16 protein-coding genes and 1 pseudogene are annotated in these 20,138 nt (G+C 48.5%); 4 read left to right on the top strand and 13 right to left on the bottom strand.

The features are described 5' to 3' along the window. Positions 1-480 precede the first annotated feature (480 nt). Positions 481-1,509, top strand: coding sequence for a YbgA family protein (locus ACO6UX_RS11510; RefSeq protein ID WP_422447657.1), 1,029 nt, complete (start codon positions 481-483; stop codon positions 1,507-1,509). A gap of 33 nt (positions 1,510-1,542) precedes the next feature. Then, the gene (locus tag ACO6UX_RS11515; protein ID WP_101745420.1) at positions 1,543-1,956 is read left to right on the top strand and encodes a hotdog fold thioesterase; all 414 of its coding nucleotides are present in this window, start codon (positions 1,543-1,545) and stop codon (positions 1,954-1,956) included. A gap of 106 nt (positions 1,957-2,062) precedes the next feature. On the opposite strand, the gene tal is transcribed toward ACO6UX_RS11515, so the two are convergent. From tal to gorA, 10 genes and pseudogenes are all read right to left on the bottom strand, one after another. Then, a complete protein-coding gene (gene tal / locus ACO6UX_RS11520) occupies positions 2,063-3,040 on the bottom strand; it encodes a transaldolase (RefSeq protein WP_422447659.1) in 978 nt (325 codons plus the stop codon). 137 nt (positions 3,041-3,177) lie between these two features. Beyond that, positions 3,178-4,149: a ribokinase gene (gene rbsK, locus ACO6UX_RS11525; RefSeq protein WP_422447661.1), complete on the bottom strand. Its 972-nt coding sequence runs from the start codon at positions 4,147-4,149 to the stop codon at positions 3,178-3,180. 132 nt (positions 4,150-4,281) lie between these two features. Beyond that, the gene (locus ACO6UX_RS11530) at positions 4,282-4,749 is read right to left on the bottom strand and encodes a YbaN family protein (protein ID WP_422447663.1); all 468 of its coding nucleotides are present in this window, start codon (positions 4,747-4,749) and stop codon (positions 4,282-4,284) included. Then, complete coding sequence (locus ACO6UX_RS11535; protein WP_422447665.1) at positions 4,742-5,131, bottom strand: hypothetical protein; 390 nt, start codon at positions 5,129-5,131, stop codon at positions 4,742-4,744. Before ACO6UX_RS11535 ends, ACO6UX_RS11530 begins: the two co-directional genes overlap by 8 nt. A 98-nt stretch (positions 5,132-5,229) precedes the next feature. Beyond that, complete coding sequence (locus ACO6UX_RS11540; protein WP_422447667.1) at positions 5,230-6,240, bottom strand: tryptophan--tRNA ligase; 1,011 nt, start codon at positions 6,238-6,240, stop codon at positions 5,230-5,232. A 116-nt stretch (positions 6,241-6,356) separates the two neighbouring features. After that, positions 6,357-7,754: an MATE family efflux transporter gene (locus ACO6UX_RS11545; protein WP_422447669.1), complete on the bottom strand. Its 1,398-nt coding sequence runs from the start codon at positions 7,752-7,754 to the stop codon at positions 6,357-6,359. A 321-nt stretch (positions 7,755-8,075) separates the two neighbouring features. Continuing rightward, positions 8,076-8,504, bottom strand: a complete 429-nt coding sequence (locus ACO6UX_RS11550) for a hypothetical protein (RefSeq protein ID WP_422447671.1) — start codon at positions 8,502-8,504, stop codon at positions 8,076-8,078. Between the two features lie 97 nt (positions 8,505-8,601). Continuing rightward, positions 8,602-11,466, bottom strand: coding sequence for an RAP domain-containing protein (locus tag ACO6UX_RS11555; RefSeq protein ID WP_422447673.1), 2,865 nt, complete (start codon positions 11,464-11,466; stop codon positions 8,602-8,604). A 322-nt stretch (positions 11,467-11,788) separates the two neighbouring features. Beyond that, positions 11,789-12,335: pseudogene (locus ACO6UX_RS11560) on the bottom strand (transposase); the annotation flags it as partial. 259 nt (positions 12,336-12,594) lie between these two features. Continuing rightward, positions 12,595-13,962: a glutathione-disulfide reductase gene (gene gorA, locus ACO6UX_RS11565; protein WP_422447675.1), complete on the bottom strand. Its 1,368-nt coding sequence runs from the start codon at positions 13,960-13,962 to the stop codon at positions 12,595-12,597. 699 nt (positions 13,963-14,661) lie between these two features. On the opposite strand from gorA, the gene ACO6UX_RS11570 reads away from it, so the two are divergent. After that, a complete protein-coding gene (locus tag ACO6UX_RS11570; RefSeq protein WP_422447677.1) occupies positions 14,662-15,021 on the top strand; it encodes a nuclear transport factor 2 family protein in 360 nt (119 codons plus the stop codon). Between the two features lie 470 nt (positions 15,022-15,491). On the opposite strand, the gene ACO6UX_RS11575 is transcribed toward ACO6UX_RS11570, so the two are convergent. Together ACO6UX_RS11575 and ACO6UX_RS11580 are read right to left on the bottom strand one after the other, a co-directional pair. Next, a complete protein-coding gene (locus tag ACO6UX_RS11575; protein ID WP_422447679.1) occupies positions 15,492-17,174 on the bottom strand; it encodes an NAD-dependent malic enzyme in 1,683 nt (560 codons plus the stop codon). A gap of 686 nt (positions 17,175-17,860) precedes the next feature. Beyond that, the gene (locus tag ACO6UX_RS11580) at positions 17,861-18,754 is read right to left on the bottom strand and encodes a DMT family transporter (protein WP_422447681.1); all 894 of its coding nucleotides are present in this window, start codon (positions 18,752-18,754) and stop codon (positions 17,861-17,863) included. Between the two features lie 245 nt (positions 18,755-18,999). Between ACO6UX_RS11580 and ACO6UX_RS11585 the strand changes: the two genes are divergently transcribed. Beyond that, positions 19,000-19,326 carry an ArsR/SmtB family transcription factor gene (locus tag ACO6UX_RS11585; protein ID WP_101747555.1) on the top strand — a complete coding sequence of 109 codons (327 nt, stop codon included), beginning with the start codon at positions 19,000-19,002 and terminating at the stop codon, positions 19,324-19,326. 14 nt (positions 19,327-19,340) lie between these two features. On the opposite strand, the gene ACO6UX_RS11590 is transcribed toward ACO6UX_RS11585, so the two are convergent. Next, positions 19,341-19,994: a hypothetical protein gene (locus ACO6UX_RS11590; RefSeq protein WP_422447683.1), complete on the bottom strand. Its 654-nt coding sequence runs from the start codon at positions 19,992-19,994 to the stop codon at positions 19,341-19,343. Positions 19,995-20,138: the final 144 nt, after the last annotated feature.

Consider the following 20,138-nt stretch of genomic DNA (forward strand, 5'->3'; position numbering starts at 1 on the left):
TTTCCCTATATTAGTGTGCGCAGATTGTCAAAAGTTCCCTGATTCTATAAACCGGAAACGGATGGCTAAATCCGGGCTCCATGCCTCCGCTATCGAAAGCAGCCTATGCCCACCTCAAATCAGGCATTCCAATACCGTTAATATCCTGCTGGTGATGTTTTGCAATTTCGGGGCAGGGCCTTTCGGAATGATCCGGGTCGGGTTAATTCCTGTACGACTGTGATAATAATGTCGTCTTATGCAGGAAAAATCTGTGCTGTATACCGGCAAAACCGACTCGCCAATGAGACACTGCAATCCATTAAAAAAGCCTTACTGCACAGGCAGTTAGATGATAGAAAGAGTTATAGGCACATCACTCTTGCCTTAACAGCAATGTAGAGTTATACCTGTTTTCAACCGCTGACAGGCAAAGGAACTGCCAGTAACTGGCGATATTAACCAGGGCGTGTATTTCGAATGTAAAGTGGAGAATAACAAGTGGCTATCGTTTCCATACCTGAGCCTGAAAAACAGATCACACTGGGCATCAGCTCCTGCCTTTTGGGCCATAAAGTGCGCTATAACGGTGGGCACAAACGCTCGTCTTTTTGTGTCAACACGCTGGATAAATTCTTCCACTTTGAGCCGGTCTGTCCTGAGATGGCTATCGGGCTGGGAACCCCCAGAGAGCCCATCCGGCTGGTCGGCCAACTGGCTGAAGCATCACAAACTACCGGCCAAAGTTCATCGTCTGCACCCGATAAACAGTTGCAAATCCGGGTAGTCGGCACTGAAAATTCCAGTCTGGATGTAACGGATGCTCTGACGCAGTATGGTCATGATATGTCTGATCAGCTATCACACATTTGCGGCTATATTCTGATGCAGAAGTCCCCCAGCTGTGGCATGGCAAGGGTCAAGGTGTACCATGAAAATGGCCACCCGCTGGGCGAAAGTTCACCCGGAGCCTATGCCAGGGCATTTATGGAGAGCAACCCGCTGCTGCCAATAGAAGAAGAAGGCAGGCTGCACGACCCGATACTCTGTGAAAATTTTTTCACCCGGGTTTACGCCTATGACCGTTGGCAGAAAACCGTGATGGCAGAGCCATCTTATGCCGCCCTGGTCGACTTTCATTCTACTCACAAGTACATGATCATGGCCCATTATCCCCAGGGGTATGAGTTACTTGGCCAAATCGTGGCCAAAGGCAGCAAAGCGAATCTGCATGAACTGCTGGAGGAGTACCTGCGCAGCTTTATGAGCGCCCTGAAACGACGGGCCAATCGAAAATCTCACACCAATGCCATGATGCATATCCTCGGATATGTGAAAAAGAGCGTCGATGGCAAAGAGAGAAAGCAGCTGCTGACGCTGATTGAAGAGTACCGTCAGGAAATGATCCCCCTTATTGCCCCGATGACCATGCTACGGCATTTCATAGACAATCATGGTAGTGTATATATTCAACGACAAACCTACCTGACACCTCACCCGGATCAGCTGGGCTTGCGCAACCGGATCTGATGAGCAGTGCCAATAAAAGAAAAAGGAAAAAAGATGTCCATCTGGAAAAGGCCTTACAGTACTGAAACCGCAGCATTCAAGGAAAACATGTGTGACCATTTGGGTATTGAGATTACCGAAGTAGGAGACGACTTTCTCCGGGGCACCATGCCAGTTGACCGCAGAACCATTCAGCCCATGGGACTGCTGCATGGTGGTGCCTCGGTGGTTCTCGCTGAAACACTGGGCAGTATTGCCGCCAACCTGTGCTGTGAAGACGGAGCCTACTGTGTAGGCTTGGAAATCAACGCCAATCATCTTCGGTCAGCCACGTCCGGAAAAGTGACCGGCACAACCCGCCCCATTCATATCGGCCGCAGTACCCAGGTGTGGGAAATCAAGATTGAGGATGACCAGGGCAGGCCCACCTGTATATCCCGTATTACCATGGCAACCAAGAAAATATAATCAATAAGAAGGAACCATAAAGGCACAGAGACACAAAGTTTTTCTGGGAGCTGCGCATAGTCAGCAAAAGACTTCTTTGTGCCATTGTGTCTCTGTGGTGCAAAATTCATTTGGCTTTTACAACATCCTCCCGAAGTGCATCAAGCAATTGCTTTTCCAGCTTAATCTGATCTTCAGCAAACTTTCTGATACCCTCAGCCAGCTTTTCCGTTGCCATGGCATCGTCGTTCATCGCCCAGCGAAATGCAGCCTCATCCAGAACCACTTTTTCATCACTACACACTGGCGAGTCGGCAAACAACTTTTGTTCAAGCAGTTGCTCGGATGATTCCAGCTGATCGAGAAGGTCCGGACCAATCGTCAGGCAGTCACAACCGGCTAACTCAGTAATCTCACCGGTATTTCGGAAGCTGGCTCCCATCACCACGGTGTTGTAGCCATGTTGTTTGAAGTAGTTGTAGATACGGGTGACCGACTGAACGCCAGGGTCTTGTGAAGCAGTAAAATTCCGGCCTTCTGCTTTTTTGTACCAGTCGAGAATCCGGCCAACAAACGGGGAGATCAAATAAGCACCGGCTTCGGCACAGGCTTGAGCCTGGGCAAAACTGAACAGCAAGGTCAGATTACAACGAAAACCTTCTTTTTCCAGAACCTCCGCCGCTTTGATACCTTCCCAGGTAGACGCTATTTTGATCAGCACCCGCTCACTGTCAGCGCCCTGCTCTTTATAGAGATCAATCAGCTGTCTGGCCTTTTGAATCGTCGCGTCCGTATTAAACGACAGTCGTGCATCCACTTCCGTTGACACAAAGCCCGGCACTACCTGCTGAATCTCTTTGCCAATACCGACCGTCAACCAGTCACAGGCATAACGGGCACTGACCGCTTTTTCTGTAGAATGGTTGCGCCCAAAGGCAATGGCTTCATCAACCAGCTTTTTATACGCCGGTAGCTGCGCGGCTTTTAAAATCAGTGAAGGATTGGTCGTCGCATCAACCGGCTGGTAGCGACGAATGGCTTCGATATCACCGGTATCGGCCACAACCTTGGTCATTTTTTTTAATTGGTCGAGCTGATTTTGCATACTGTACCTTCTTCCAGCCAAGCAAACAGCTGGGTGCATGGAGCCTGATAAGCGCTTTAAAAGTTTACCATCAATGTTTTCGTCTTTAATCAACGAGGGTATCCGTATTCACCTTTTATATCAAAGAAATACCAGCATCATGAGGTATCCGGGGTTGCCGCAGCATCGGCAATTTCCTGATCGCACTGAATAAATTCCTCAACCTCAAACCGATAGGGAATAGACGACTGAGAACCAGCACTCATGACCGAAAGGCCAGCACTGGCATTGGCAAAGAAGGCTGCTTCCCCAAGCGATTTTCCTTCCGCCAGGGCCACCAGCAGTGCACCGTTAAATGTATCGTCAGCCGCCGTTGTATCAACCGCCTTAACCGGAAACCCGGGAACCATCAGCCCTTCAGGATGGCCTGAAGTCATTGATGATGCATAGGCCCCATACTGCCCCATGGTGATCACTACGTCAGTAATACCTTTCTCATGCAATAGGGTAGCAGCCTGGGTTGCCGACGTTTCATCCAGCACTTTAATACCGGTAAGAAGGTCTGCCTCCGTCTGATCAGGCGTAATCAAATCCACAGTCGGTAAGTCATCCCCGGAACACGGTTTGACAGATGCGGGGCTCAAGACAACTTTAGTATGGCTTCCCCCGGCAATATGAGCAGCCTGTCGCATGACAGATTCAGGAATCCCCTGCTGCAAGAGCAGATAATCTGCACCAGCGATCAAACTATGTTTCTGCTCAATATACTCTTCACTCAGGCAGCCATTAGCGCCAGCAGAGATGCCAACCATATTTTCGCCTTTGGCATTCACGAACATCAGGGCCACCCCTGTTTGGGCATCCACTATTTCAGTAATTGCGGATGTATCAATACCTTCAGCACTCAGTTGCTGTACTATTTCCCGCCCCGGATCATCCTGCCCGATCGCTGCCATCATAAGTGTATTGCCGCCAAGGCGGGCACAGGCTACCGCCTGATTAGCACCTTTGCCCCCTGCCATAATGTCGTAAGATGAAGCGGTGATGGTCTGGCCTGGTTTGGGAAAACAATCAACCCTCAGAACATGGTCAACATTAATACTGCCTAGCACGAGAATCTGCTTACTCATATCACCACCGGTGAAAATCAGGCTGACAACTTAATCAAGTGTAATGCAAATGTTGTTTTGGGTTAGGGGTTTTGTTGGAATCGAATTGGTAGTGGGCAGTGGGCAGTTGGTAGTTGGTTTTAGGGTAGGTCTTCAGGGGCGTTTTTCCCTTCTTTTTAATTTTGTCAGGTATAGCGTTACGGTGATGGCTATGGTCAGTAGCAGGTATTTGAGCCATGGCAGGGTGAGTAGCCAAATGGAGAGGCTTATGGTTAGCCAGAGGAAAATGACTGCGCGGATATATACTCTGGTGGAAATGCTGCGTTGATTAAGATATTGGCGTAGTGGGGGGTCCAGTGTTGGGTGGTTCAAGAGCCGGGCGTGAATGGTTGGAGATGAACGCAGGCTGAAAAAAACGGCTAATAATAGAAAGGGGGTGGTGGGTAGTAGTGGCAGGAAAATGCCGATACAACCCAGTGCAACACAGAGCAGGGCGCAGGCTTTAAAGGCGTACCAGAGTACCGGGTTGCGGATTAGAATACCGGGGGATTGGAGGGGCGAGGTTTTATCTCTTGAGTTCATGGTTATCGAAAGTCGATTCTGCGGGTACGCTTTACTCAAAAAATGCCTCTTGAATTTTGGTGACATAGGGCAGTTCAGCCAGGTTTTCCAGAGTCACCAGAAAATTGGGCTGATGAGTATCACCCACCACCAGATACTGCTGCTGATCACATTGTAAACGTCCGGGGGATTCTTCGTAGACAATTGCGGTTGGGTCAATGTACATCACCTGCCGTGCGGTATTCACATTGGCTGGAATACAGAACTCATAGCTCAGGGATCGCTTGCCACCCGCTGGGCCATAAAGGCCATCGGCATCCAGGCGGGTCAAGTCAAACTCTATCTTGGGCTGAATCTTTTCTCTGAGAACACCGTCCACATAACTACAGGCCGATAGTAAAAGCGCACTCAGCACAATGGCAAATAGCTTTGATATGTTCATGGGATTTCCAGTCGAGCGATGGTGCCTGTCATTATTACTTTTATTATTAAGAATGGCTTTCCCAAAGGAAAGCCAAACGTTAACACGACTGCAGAATATTATGCCAGCGGCTTGAGGCCTACGGCTTGACGAATAGGCGTCAGCACAGAAGCAGCTTCGGCCCGGGCCTTTTCAGCCCCTTTCAGCAGCTCTTTTTCGATAAATGCAGGATCTTCAATCAGCGCATTGTAACGTTCCCGGGGAGCTTGCAAGTGAGCATTCAGAAATTCAAACAACTCATTTTTCAGATCGCCCCAGCCAGCACCATCGGCGTATTGCTGACGTTTTACCTCAATCTGAGTGGCATCGGCAAATGCCGAGTAGATCTGGAAAAGTGTGCAGGTATCCGGGTCTTTCGGCTCACCCGGCTCCAGTGAGTTGGTTTTGATCTTGCGAACCAGCTTCAGCAGCTTCTTTTCAGGGACAAAAAGCGGGATGGTATTATCGTAGCTTTTGCTCATTTTACGACCATCAAGACCATTCAGCACAGCCGTGGTTTCACCCACCACCGCTTCCGGCAAAACGAACCGGGTCTGGTAATGATGATTCATACGACCGGCAATATCCCGGGCCATCTCAATATGCTGGACCTGATCACGCCCCACCGGCACCTTATGGGCATTGAACATAAGAATATCCGCCGCCATCAGCACCGGATAGCAGAACAGCCCCATGGTCACGCCCTTGTCCGGGTCCTGCTCTCCGGCTTCTTCATTAGCCTGAACCGCTGCCTTATAAGCATGGGCGCGGTTCATCAGGCCTTTGCCGGTCATGCAGCCCAGAATCCAGTTCAGCTCGGCAATTTCCGGGATGTCTGACTGACGGTAGAAGGTGACACGGTCCGTATCCAGACCCAGTGCCAGCCAGGTAGCGGCAATCTCCAGGGTAGACTGGTGGATTCGCCTGGGGTCACGGCCTTTGATCAGGGCATGATAGTCCGCCAGAAAGTAGTATGAAGCAATATCGTCACGCCAGCTTTCCTCAATGGCAGGCTTGATAGCCCCTACGTAGTTACCCAGGTGTGGTGTTCCAGTAGTTGTAATACCTGTCAGTACTTTCGTTTTACTCATGAGTTCACTCGCACAGCGACGATTTAACCTGGCCTGACGCGCAGACCAGAAAGAAGGTTAGAAAAGGGCAGCATTATAAAAGAGCGCCGCCCTCTCTCACAATAGACACCTGATTCTCATGGTGACATAGACATGTTTTTAGCAGCAGACACCCGATGCCGACCAATAATGGCACGCAGACGCAAGGTCAAAAGGATGGCACTCATGGTCAATGCACTCACCAGACCAATCCATAAGCCATGAGGCCCCATTGGTGCCACAATCCAGTCGGTCAGCCCGAGAATATAGCCCACAGGTAACGCTACGCCCCAACAGGCAAACAGAATCATCGCCATGGGAACCCGGGTATCTTTATAGCCACGAAGCGCACCAATAGCCGCAATCTGAATACCATCAGCGTATTGGAACAGTGCCGCATAAACCAGCAGCTGAGCAGCCAGAATGGCCACCTCTGTGTTCTGTGTATAGATTGAGGTCACCACCCCTGGCAGAAACAACATCACGGCAGCACTGAGGGTGGCACTGACCAGCGTCGTGACAATACCCGCATAGCTGGAGTAGGCGGCCTGCGCAGTTTTACCGGCACCCAGTGCCTGCCCGACACGAATGGTCAGCCCCATGGAAAGACTCAACGGCACCATAAAGGTCAGTGAAGTAAAATTAAGGGCAATCTGATGCCCTGCTACCACGATGGCACCTAATTTCCCGATCAGCAGAGCCACCACCGAAAAGATACTGGCTTCAAAGAAAATGGCCAGACCGATAGGCACACCCAGCGTTAGCAGGCCGGAAATAATGCTCAGACCAGGCCAGTCCCACTGGTCAAACAGGCCAATTTTACGATGTTGCTGAGCCAGCATCGTGTATGCCGCCATCATCAGGAACATGGCCCAGAAGCAAACGGCTGTTGCATAACCACAGCCAACGCCGCCCAGCTCCGGGAACCCGAACTTGCCATAAATCAGTACATAGTTCAGCGGAATATTCAGAGCCAGGGCAATAAAACTGAACACCATGCCGGGCTTGGTTTTACCCATTCCTTCGCAGTAGCAGTTAAGCGCCTGGAACAAACAAATCGCCGGAATACCCCAGGCCAGCGCTTTCAGATACTCCAGCGTTTTACCCGCCATCGCAGGCCCAACCTGCAACCATTGCAATACGACATCGGATTGGTAAATAAAACCCAGGGCCAACAGGCTCATCAGCAGGGCAATCCATAACCCCTGACGCACCTGACCAGCAATCTCTCCGGTTTGACCTGCACCGTACAGATGGGCAACCGTGGGCGTAATGGCCATTAATATGCCACGGATTAACAGGTAGACCGGCACCCAGGTACTGGAGCCAATGGCAATAGAGGCCAGATCCAGGGCTGAATATTGCCCGGCCATACTGGTGTCGACAAATGTCATACCGGTGGTTGCCAGTTGGGCCCCCATGATAGGCCCGGCCAAATACATTAATTCACCAAGTTCGCCGCGATAGCGGGCAAAAGCTGAAAGATTGTTGCTCATTGTTGCTCACAGAATAGAAACCCACGGCAGACAGAGCCGGGGAGAAGAATTATATATTCTATTAATGAATCAAAAAATGACTGGATTGGATATTTCGAAATAATACTAAACTTAAGTAGCTGACCATATGGAATCATATATTTCTGGCTACTTGGGCAGGTGCTATGTGAGGCACAACGGAGGGAGCATAGCCGTAGCTATGTGACCGGAGTTGTAACGAAGCACGACTGCATGGATGCAGGAGCTAGAGCAACGCAGGAGCAGTTGCCGGGAGTGCCTGAACAAGGAGTCAGAAATATATGATTTCATATGGTTAGCTACTTATCTCTTTTTAAGAGCTTTAAGTCTGTTAATATCAGCAGCAACCTCCTCCATCGCAGATGCTACAAATTCTTTCACTTCTTCATTAGTTGTTTCATTAAGATCATAGTTGGGTTCAATGTAATCCTTGGAAAGATAATGCTCTAAATGCCTGATAGCATTCTTCATTGTCTTCGTGATAGAGCGGATTTGTCCGGAGGTTAACTGTTTGCCGGAATCTAATGCTTCTCGACGTGAATTGAAATTTTCAACACCACGTCCGACATAAGTAGTAAATTTTGGGGCATGCATACCATTAATATAGGCATTCAACGCTTTAACCTGGCGATCTCCGAAATGCAGCGGGTCTCGTTTTTGAACTTCCGCAGGCATTCGCTCCTTTGAGGGGGCAGTTATCCCCCTGAGCACAATGCTTATTGCCTTATCCATTTTAAATCCCTCTTTAACAAAAACGTACTAAACAGCTGCCATGTATTAATACGGCAGATAAAGAAAGTACACCTTCACCAGAATGTCAAACTGGTTCTTAAGTCATGCTGGAAGAGAGCCGTTTATTGGCTCTTTTTCTCTTCCTTTTTCTCTTTTTGGGTTTCTTTATTTGCTCTCCTGAATATTCTTCGGCGGTAGCATAACCGCCATCTGAAAATAGCCCTCCTTCGTCAGCAGTAACATAAGCCTCATCGGCCACTCCCTCGCTACTGTCTAATACAGAACCATGAGCCTCCGGCTGAACGGCTAATTTTGTCGTTATTTGCTCAATAACTCTTTTCATTGAATCCTTATTCCAAAGCTTGTGCACCGGGATTTCAATGACTTCGAATCCTAATTTTTGCAGCAGCGCGATTTTCAGCAACGTTGCACCGTTCCTGGTTTTGAAATCACCGCTCACATAATGATAAGGTCCCTGAACATCAATCACCATGTTGTAATCTGGCAGTAGCAAGTCAACCGGAGGTAATGAGTTCAGACTCTTCTCTTCTTCAATCTGCAACGACGGAAGGCTTGATTGGAGTTGTTCGCGCAAGGTGGTTTGAGATTGTGAAATGTTTCTCTGGTAATAGGGGGCCATCGCACACGGTCTCCCAAGCCAACTGGCGGCCATGACCATGACGGTTTGCGCCTCTAAATTGTCCGGGAATGTACTTTCCAGGCGAGAAAATAGTTCACCTATGTGCTTTTCAAGCGGGTTTTTATTATTTCTACCAAAGCACAGATAAAACCTGGCACAGAATACCATGACTCCCCAGAGAGGCATCCATATATTTTGCTGGGAAAGCTGAGGGGTTTCACTGATTCTGGCGACCAGAGCATCGAACGTAGATTTAATCAGGTTCAGCTCAATGGCCTCACCCAGTTTTGCCAAGGCCCACAGCAGGTTGCCGATACCTTGAGGAATGAAGCGGTCTCTCTCTTCTTTTGATTCGGCTTTGGTTTTTACACGGTACAACAGCGCGGTCAGGGTCTCTTTGAGCTTCGCTGTCTTCTCCAGCTCCAGCCCGATGTCCCCCAGTTTCGCCAGGGCCCACACCAGGTTGGCGAGACCTTGAGCATTGAAGTGGTCTCTCTCGTCTTTTGATTCGGCTTTGGTTTTCACATGGTACAAAAGCGCGGCCAGAGCCTCTTTGAGGATCGCTGTCTGCTCCAGCTCCAGACCACTGTCCACCAGTTTTGCCAAGGCCCACAGCAGATTGACGATATGCTGAAGAATAAGGTGGTTTTTCTGTTCTTGGGCTTTGGTTTTCACATGGGGTAACAGCGCGTCTACCACCTCGGTGAGCTTTGGTACCTGCTCTGACTCCAGCCCATTGTCCACCAGTTTCGCCACAGCCCACAGCAGGTTGGCAATCCCTTGAGTGTTGAAGTAGTCTTTCTTTTCTTTTGATTCGGCTTTGGTTTTCACATGGGGCAACAGCGTGGCCAAGGCCTCGTTTAGCGGCCCTGTCTTCTCAAGCTCCAGCCCCTTGTCCACCAGTTTTGCCAGAGCCCACAGCAGGTTGATGGTAGCTTGAGTGTTGAAGCGGTCTTTCTCTTCTTTTGATTCGGCTTTGGCCTTCACATGGGGCAACAGTGCGACTACAACCTCTTTGAGCTTTGGTGTTTTCTCCAGTTCCAGCCCGTTGTCCACCAATCTTGCCATGGCCCACAGCAGGTTGCTGATATGCTGAGGAATAAAGTGGTCTTTCTCTTCTTTTGATTTGGCTTTGGTTGTCACATTGGCCAGCAGCGCGGCCATGGCCTCTCTGAACTTCGGAGTCTTCTTCAGACCATTGTCCAACAATTTCGCCATGGCCCAAAGCAGGTTGGCGACTTCCTGTGGCTTGCAGTGGTCTTTCTCTTCTTTTGATTCAGCTTTGATTTTCACATGGGGCAACAGCGCGGCTATGGCCTCTTTTAGCTGCGCTGTCTTCTCCAGATCCAGCCCGTTTTCGACCAGTTTCGCCAGAGCCCACAGCAGGTTGGCGGTACCTTGAGAGCAGAAGTGGTCTTTTTCTTCTTTTGATTCGGCTTTCGTTTTCACATGGAGCAACAGCGCGGCCACAACTTCTTTGAGCTTCGGTGTCTTCTCCAGCTCCAGCCCGTTGTCTACCAGTTTTGCCACTGCCCACAGCAGGTTGGCGATATGCCGAGGAATAAAGCGGTCTTTCCCCTCTTTTGATTCGGCTTTGATTCTCACCCAGGGCAACAGCGCGGCCACGGCCTCTTTGAGCTTCGGTGTTTTCTCCAGCTCCAGCCCGTTACCAACCATTTTTGCCAGGGCCCACAGCAGGTTGGCGGTACCTTGGGCATCAATATCCCTGGCTTCAGGTTTTTGCTTGCACTTAACGATTACTGCATCAAGTAACGTTGACAATAAAGCTGCCTGAGCTTCCTTACTTTTCTCATTCATGTATTTATGAGGGGTAAAAACACCCGCTGACGTAAATGAATGAACCGTTGTCATCAGGCTTCTCCAGAGCCATCCGGGTGTCGCTTTAAAAGCGTGCAACAATGGTATCAGTTGGCATTGTTCACTACGATTTAATGGTCTTTTTGACCTTGATGTGTATTGTTTGATTGAACAGGCAAATTGACTGTGTTTTCTCCCATTACAGCGATCACCATATTGAGTGGATGTCCTCACCAGGTCATCCATTTTTGCTTGTGTGATGAGAGCATTAAAATCCTGAACAGGTTTTATTGAATGTCCTGGTGGATGGTTAGCAGAGCGGGCGTCAGAAGCAGGATAAAATTCATGACGCTCTGGGATATAGGAAAGTGGTGTATTCGTCCGCCTCACTGTGCCATACCTGTATCGCACACTCCCTGAGGCACCGGTACGATCATCCGGTTGATTATAATCATTACCTGATGTTGTGCATGTCCAACTTATACCAGCACCGCCTCTGTCCATAATTATATTTCATTAATTCATGGGAAATATAAAATGTAGACTAATCTACGGCACCAACAGGCATTAGTTTTTACTGGCTTTTTTTCTCTTTTTTGGTTTATTTATTTGCCCTTCCAACCCGCATATTGCATAACCCCAATTATTAGCAAGCTAAAAAGAGCTATGCGAAATTTGACAGGGCTGGAACAGCTGATTCTAAAGCGATTGTGACCGATTGGGCTTTTTCAGGCACAACTTCCCCTAACCCCATTATTTATAACGTGCCGGGACAGCACTATTTCATTATCCAGGAGAAAGCTTTCTGGCAAGACTCATGTAAAGTCAGCCGTGGGGGACAAAAGCCGCTGTCTCCCCGAAACAGTATCTTTACCTGCGGCCATTCTTGTCTAAGGCGTTTGACCAGCAGCGATAAAATCGCCCAAGCATGTTTTGCTGCATCCACACTGGCAGGTCTCAAATAGCTGATAGTAACTTCTGCTCGCAGAAGAAATAAAGTGGCAGGAAGCAGTAATGATCATAATAGCCTGAAAAGTGTCGTCCAATCTGGTTGCCATGAACCGGGTCGTCTGTTGTGTCGAAGTCGAGCTTTAGACGTTTCGGTGGTTCATGAACGAAGCAATAAAGCTCTCAATGATTACTTCGTGCATTCGGACGACCTGTTGGCGATTCGCCTGCTGTTCAAAACGGCAAAGCGTTGATTGACTTGCCAGTGGTTTATCGACGTCAGTCGCCGTTTGCAAGGCAAGGTCGTATCTCAGTTGTTGATGATCGTTCAGGTCTTCATAACCCAGTGCCAATCCATAAATTCGCTGACGAAAGATTGTTGTTGTCTGATGCTGGCAGCGGGAGCTATCTCTTGGGTCATGGACGATTTGGTTGTTACTATCAGGGTAAGCGTCTGAATGATAACAGAAAACTATCTCGCCTTTTTTATCTGTCATGCAATATGCGGGCTAGCCAATCGTCACAACTCCAGCGTGGTCTCAAAGACATAAAAAAACCATACTCCTCTCCGCATCGTGTTGTGGGTCAGAGTATGGTTGAGTTTCAGGAAGTTGCCAGAATAATTATGAGTTGCCAAAACATTTATGAGTTGTCAAAACAATTATCCTCCTCCACCAATTTGGCTCACCGCATAGTAACAAACTCCTCAGCAGAGGTTGGGTGAATAGCAACGGTGTCATCAAACTGAGCCTTGGTAGCTCCCATCTTTAAAGCCACGGCAAAACCCTGAAGCATTTCATCCGCACCGTGTCCAATCGCATGGATACCGACGATTTTTTCTTCTGCTCCGACAGTTATCAGCTTCATTCGTGATGGCTGGCGATGACTGGTCAATGCGCTGTACATGGCCGTAAACTGGCTGGTATACACTTTGACATTATCATCACCATAAGCTTCACGAGCAGCCAATTCCGTTAAACCCACTGTACCGATCGGCGGGTGGCTAAAGACAACCGTGGCCACATTGTCGTAGTTCAAATGCTCATCCGGTTTATTATTGAACAGGCGCTCTGACAGGCGACGACCCGCAGCAACAGCAACCGGGGTCAATTCAACCTTGCCGATGTTGTCACCCACGGCATAAATGCCAGCGACATTAGTATTCTGGTATTTATCAACCGGAATGTAACCCCGGGCGTCCACCGTAACACCTGCTGCATCAAGATTAATACCTGCAGTATGTGGCTTACGGCCTACGGCCCAGATCACCGTATCAACATTTAATAAGTTACCGTTTTCCAAATGAACGGTCAGACTTCCATCGTCTTCTTTTACCACTTCTTTTGGTACTGAATGGGTATGAAGCTGAGGACCTTCAGACGCCATTACTTCTACCAGCGTATCAGACAGCATCGCTTCAAAATTACGCAATGGCTTGTGTTTACGAACCAGCAAATGCGTTTCACTGCCCAGGGCATGTAGCACACCGGCCAGTTCAACAGCTATGTAACCCGCACCCAATACAGCCACCCGGCCAGGACGCTCAGTCAACTCAAAGAAGCCATCCGAGTCGATACCGTATTCGGCTCCGGGAACATCTGGGATCAGGGGCTCACCACCGGTTGCAATGGTGATATGGTCCGCTGTGTAATGCTCACCATTTACTTCTACTGTTCTGGCGTCAACAAATCGTCCATAGCCGTTTATTACGGTAATTTTATTATTGCCCAGAACCCGTTCATAAGAAGCATGTATACGACGGATGTAAGCCTCCCGGCTGTCGACGAGCTTGCTCCAGCTAAATGACTTCAACTGCTGGTCAATGTTGATATCAAAGCCGTAGTCAGGTCCATAACGACAGGCATCAGCAATTTGCCCGGCAAACCACATGGCTTTCTTGGGAACACACCCTACGTTTACGCAGGTTCCTCCCAGATGCTTAGCCTCTACCAGCGCCACTTTTTTACCGTACATAGCTGCACGATTTGCGGAAGCGATACCACCGCTTCCGCCGCCGATTACCAGATAATCAAAGTGGTTTGATGTCGTCATTTTATTGTCCTGATCATTGCAGAGCCGACATAAGCCTGCCCTGAGAAAGTCTCTGATTACTATAAGGTCAAACTGCCCGATTTAAAGTATCAATGTGCATTTGATAGCTGACCAAATGAAATCATATTTGTTACATCTATTCCGAAGGTTACATCCAGGGGGTAAACGCAGTAACAGAAAAACTGCGCCAGACATCTGGCGATACAATATGAATGGCCTGTTTACCCCTTATTTACCAAGGCCTGCAGAGACATTTATAAAAGCTGGCACGCCACTTGTATTATGTCAGGAGAGAACAAAAATCGTCAGAACATAACAACAATAACAACGACGACTCCCAGCCTACAAAAATAATAATATCAGGCCGGGCCACTCAAGCAGACAGGTTTGCACGGTACCTTAAGGTAGCCGACAAGCAGGGATAAGAAAGCCGAGAAGACTGACTGAGTCTGGTAACAGGCGGCAAAAGGCAGCGCCGGCATTCGACAGGGAAGAAATAAAGAGCTTCTGAGTATCTGTAAACCTGTCTGTTTGTTTATTTTTTCATTCTATAAACTTCTCCCCCTCCCCTTTCTTATTTAAATCTCTTCTTTACTCCCCGGAATCCAGCCTGTGACAACTTGAAGCAGGTCAATATGTCGAGTTAGTGCTATGTTGTGGGTTTGGGTATCTACTCACAAACCATTGGCATCTCAAATTATGACCAACGATGAACAAATCGAAGCCGCCAGAGCCTATATTGCTCTGTCCAATGCGCACAGGCTGGACTGGGTATCTCAAATGTTTGATGAAAGCGCCAGCTACTACTCTGCCTTTCTTGGTGACTTCCAGGGAAAGGCCGCCATTCTTGATATGATGACGGCTTTTTTTTCAAAAATCCCTGATGTGAACTGGCATGTTAACAGCTACCGCAGCCTGGATGGCTGTTGTGTAGAACTTGAGTTTGTCAGATCGGGTACTGATATTGCGTCAGATGAATCTGTGAACGTACCAGGGGTAGAAAGGATTTTTTTCTCCAAAGAAGGTTTGATCAGTCGTATAGAAGTGCATAAACCCTGAACCATGTTCGTCTGTTACCCGGGTTACACTCTTCACAACCCAGTACTCAACAAGTAACAGTTTACCCTTTTCCCATGGCATGGACTGAACGGTGCAGAAAAAATTATCTTCTTAAATATCAATACGTTAATTAATGACAGAGGTTATTGGCACACCCTTTGTATATGACCAGTCGCAAACCAAAAAATGCCAAATAATAACAACTACATGGCAAATCCTGACCACCAATAACAAAAACAACAGGTCAGTGATTAAAGCAGATAAGTTTGCAGGATACTGAAGGACATCAACTGGCAAATTGCTGGAATGTTAATAAGATTGCCGCAGCTTTTTTAAAGACTGCACCGCCAGGAAGGCAACGGGACATACCAGACACCTGTCAGTCAATAACAACAATAAAGATGCCTGGTAGTTTGTAAACTTATCTGCTTATCCTTTTCTACGCTGTAACGTAAATCCGGGTACTACTTTCAAGAATCAGACAGATGGACTCTGCAATATTCAGGGCTCCAGCGCTTGCCTCTGACTCTGGCTTCCAGAGTAGTTTGTTCACATTTAGGTGCCAGCCCCTCTTCCTGCGCTTTTCTGGCTACGGCAATCGCTATATCACAAGTCACCTGATGAATACGGTTCAATTCGGGCAGAAGAGCAGCGTCCGGATTCATAACCGTTGGCGAGGCCATGGCCAGTGTTTCCACCGCTGCATCCAGCATGCCGTCGGATACTCTTTCAGCGTCACTGGCCAAGACACCAAGACCCAGCCCCGGGAAGATATAGATATTGTTACATTGGGCGACAGGGTAACGGTTACCATTGTACTCAACCGGATCGAATGGGCTACCAGTAGCAATCAACGCCCGCCCCTTACTCCACTGAATAATATCTTCTGGCGTGGCTTCAACCTGGCTGATGGGGTTGGACAGTGGGAAGACAATGGGGCGCTCATGGTTCTCAGCCATTTTTTCAATGACTTCCCGGGTGAACAGACCAGGCTGACCTGATACCCCGATGATAGCGTCTGGTCTGGCATGGGTGACGACGTCTGACAATCCGGGATTCTCATCACACCCCCATTGACGGAGCTCTTCACAACGTTTTACCAGCCGCTGCTGGAATGGCCGCAGGTCTGCCATCTGGTCATTCAGCACGCCATGGCGGTCAACCATGAAGATTCGCTGACGGGCTTCTTCTTCACTGAGTCCCCGGCCAACCATCAGGCGGATCAGCTGCTCGGCAATACCGCAACCGGCGGAGCCGGCACCAAGGAAGGCAATGGTCATCTCCTCAATGGACTTGCCTGCGGCTTTGGCCGCTGCCAGCAGTGATGCGGCAGTCACACCGGCTGTGCCCTGAATATCATCATTGAAAGAGCAGAGTTCATCCCGGTATTTTTCCAGCAGTGGTGTTGCATGGTCGATGGCAAAGTCTTCAAACTGTAACAGTGCTTTTGGCCAGCGACGTTTCAGTGCACGAATAAAGTCGTCCACGAACGCATAGTATTCATCGTCTGCAATGCGCTCATGACGCCAGCCCAGGTAATTCGGGTCATTCAGCAACTGTCGGTTATTGGTGCCGCAATCCAGGACGATAGGCAGTGTTTTGTTCGGTGCGATGCCACCCACCGCACTATAGAGAGACAGCTTGCCAATGCAGATCCCCATACCGCCAATACCCTGGTCACCCAGGCCCAGAATACGCTCACCATCCGTGACAACAATCACTTCAATATTGCGCTTGAAGTTGGCCAGCATGGCTGAGATATGTTCACGCTGGGGATAGGAAATGTAGATGCCTCTTGGTCGACGGTAGAGGTCACTGAAGCGCTGACAGGCCTGCCCTACAACCGGCGTGTAGATGATAGGCAGCATTTCCTGAAGATGACGTTGCAGGAGAGCATAAAACAGTGTTTCGTTGGTATCCTGCAATGCACGCAGGTAGATGTGCTTCAGCATCGGCGTAGGCTTGACGGAGAAAGACTTATAAGCTCGACGACATTGTTCCTCCATCGACTCTACCCTTGGCGGCAGAAGACCATGAAGGTCCAGCTCACTCCGCTCCTCCATAGAAAAAGCGGTCCCTTTGTTCAAAAGGGAGTTTTCCAGCAACAAACGGCCTGTGAGGCCAGTATGGATGCTATGGTCGTGTTCGCTCATTGTTTTCCTACGTTTTTTCAGCCGATGTGTCAGCCGTTTTTTCAACAAAAGTGTAACCGGAACTGCTGATATAACAGTCAGTGTCAGCAGGGGCACAAAGGATAATCCTTAGTGCAGGAGTAGAACAAACGGAATAACCGAAATAATCAAACATGTATAACGTCGGCAGCAACTGTCTGAAAAACAGACTGTCTCAACAATTTGATGGATTTTGCCCTGAGGCCAGGAACTGGTATTTGTTACCTTGCGGGAGCATTGTCACATTTTGTGGGGGCCAGGTAACAAATCACAACCGATGAACTGTACATATTTAATCATAAAAAAACACGCCATCATTCGGAAACCACGTACAGCAAGGCATAAGGGAATTATCTCTATTTTTGGCACAGCAGTTGTATTAGTTAAAGCAAAAAGAACAAAACACCCACCATAAAAACAATATCAGGGTTTGGTGCCGACTCATCAGAGCGTTTTATAACAAGAACAATAAAGAGTCGGCAGTAACAAGCAGATGGGTTTACAAGGTGCTTTTTTGCGGACGCAGCACCAACAGGGATACCAGAGCGCTTAGAAGATCAGCTAAATCCGGAGTAATATCGGAAAGGCGGCCGGGCAAAACTGGAAATATGGAAGTTAAATAAAGCTATTTTCCACACAGCTTGCAAACCCATCTGTTTGTTTTCCTTTTAAGCCTTGGAGCGCCTAAGCTGCGACAGTAGCATCCCGGTCATCATCAAGCCGCACCCTAGAAAACCTCTCAGACCAAGCTGTTCGTCCAGCAATAACCAGCCTCCCAGCACCGCAAAAACAGCTTCCAGGCTCATAATGATAGCCGCATGAGAAGAAGCTGCATCTCTCTGGGCAATGATTTGAATCGTAAAAGCGACACCGGTAGAAAGAACGCCGGCGAACAGCAGAGGCCCTGCACTTTTTAGAATGGCATCAAGGCTGATGGGTTCCAGATAAAGAGCAACCATCATGCTGCATAAAGCGGTCATAAAAAACTGTATTAATGACAGCCTCAGCGGATGAACATGCCGGGAAAGCCAGCCAATAAGCAGTATTTGAATGGCATACATCAGGGCAGAGCCTAACGTCAGCACGTCACCTTTATTGAAATTCAGGCCATCCTGTACGGTCAGGAAATACAGGCCCGCCAGCGCAATGGCTCCACCCAGCCAGGTTGCAGGGCGGGTACTGTGCCCAAACCAGATCCCCAGTATTGGCACCAAAATGATATAGAAACCGGTGATAAAGCCAGAGTTACCCGCTGTGGTATACAACAGACCAACCTGTTGAAAGGATGAAGCAAGAAAAAGTACTACACCGGTCAATGGCCCCCATTTCAGCAGCAATTGACTGTCGTATTGCGTTTTATGGCCGGAGACGTTCTTTCCGGAGATGTTTTCCAATAGAAAATAAACCGGTAATAACGAGATAAAGCCCAGAGCAAAACGGCAGGCATTAAACATAAATGGTCCAAGATGCTCCATGCCTTTGATCTGGGCAACAAAGGCAAACCCCCATATTGCAGACACCCCCAGTAGTAAAACATCTGCTCGAAGCGCTTTGGTTTTCACAGTGCATAACCCGGCTTGTTGTGGCCATCCTTTTGCCAGGCTGGCCCGATTATTATTGATGAAGGCTTATACCGCTATCAGCGGCTTATCATTGTCGCCTGCTTTTTTGCTGAGAGCATTTTGCCACCAGCAGCAAGGCTCGAAAAGTGTTTATCGACGGATGATGCAAACCCGGGAAAATAGACTAAGCCCTCATGGCGCAATACCATTACCAATAATTATTTTCTTAAGGTTCGGACAAGCCTATGGTCGATATGCATCAAACCTGTTGTTCTCTGCTGCCTGAGCTGTCTGAACAGGACATGGGTCGACTGGCAAAAATTTTCCAGCTGCTGGGAGACACCAAAAGACTGCAGCTGGTCATTGCCTGTCTTGAAGAGCCACAGCCGGTATGCTGTCTATCGGAAATTTCGGGCATGTCGCAACCTTTAACCAGCCATCATCTGCGCAGTTTGCGGGAAGCCCGAATCCTGCGATCAACCCGCAAAGGAAAGCAGGTACTCTATGAGTTGGATGACCACCATATCCGTCATGTCATTCTCGATATGGCCAATCATGTTAAGGAGCGTTGATAAAATAGTACGGGTTATTGCTTGAGTTTATTTTCCTGGATGCTGAAAACCGCTTCGATATGAGGTCGAAGGATGGGTCTGTTTTCATGTAAAGCCATAGATAAGGCAATATCCACTTTGGAAAACTCACTGAGCTTGTTTTCCTGATTTTGCATCTCTTTGATGTGGTCGAATGCATTTTCAAGGTGGACTTTTGCCCCATGGGTAGTTGCACCCTCGGCAGGAGTCGTATCCCTGGAATGTAAGCCATAAAATTCGTATGCCACCATTCTTTCACCACTGGCATGGTGTAATGAGTTGAAGGCAGATGTTACCGAGCTGCTGGCAGCAGTGGCAGGGTTTTTTTTAGACGCGCCGTTTTGTACGCCATGCAAACTGAAAGCCTCAGAATCCTCTATCAATTTGCCAATCGTTTTTAAGTGGATCATTTCGTCAATTCTGGCCTGAAAATCATCCGCTGTGGCAATGTCTGCACTATGCTCTATCTTTCGCTCCGCCAGTGAGATTGATGGTTTGGAGTTATCCCCCGGGGCTTCAGGTATCTGCTTGATGGCCTCAGTGGTAGTCACCTGTTTATTGTCAGCGGTTTTACCCGGGGAATCGGACACAATGTCATTATTTGGAATAGTTGGTTGCGATGATGAAGGACTTGCGGGGATAGCGCTCATTATTCTTTCTCCTGATAACCATTCAGCCTGATTCAAAAATCCATTATTTCTGACATTCAGCTTAGCAGTGGATTTCTCCGCAGAGTGGTTACAGCAATACTCTTGGCAAATCGATCACGGGTGCAGGCTCCGGTCCATAATAAG

The sequence above is a fragment of the Endozoicomonas sp. ALB091 genome, assembly GCF_049310265.1.
GTDB lineage: Bacteria > Pseudomonadota > Gammaproteobacteria > Pseudomonadales > Endozoicomonadaceae > Endozoicomonas.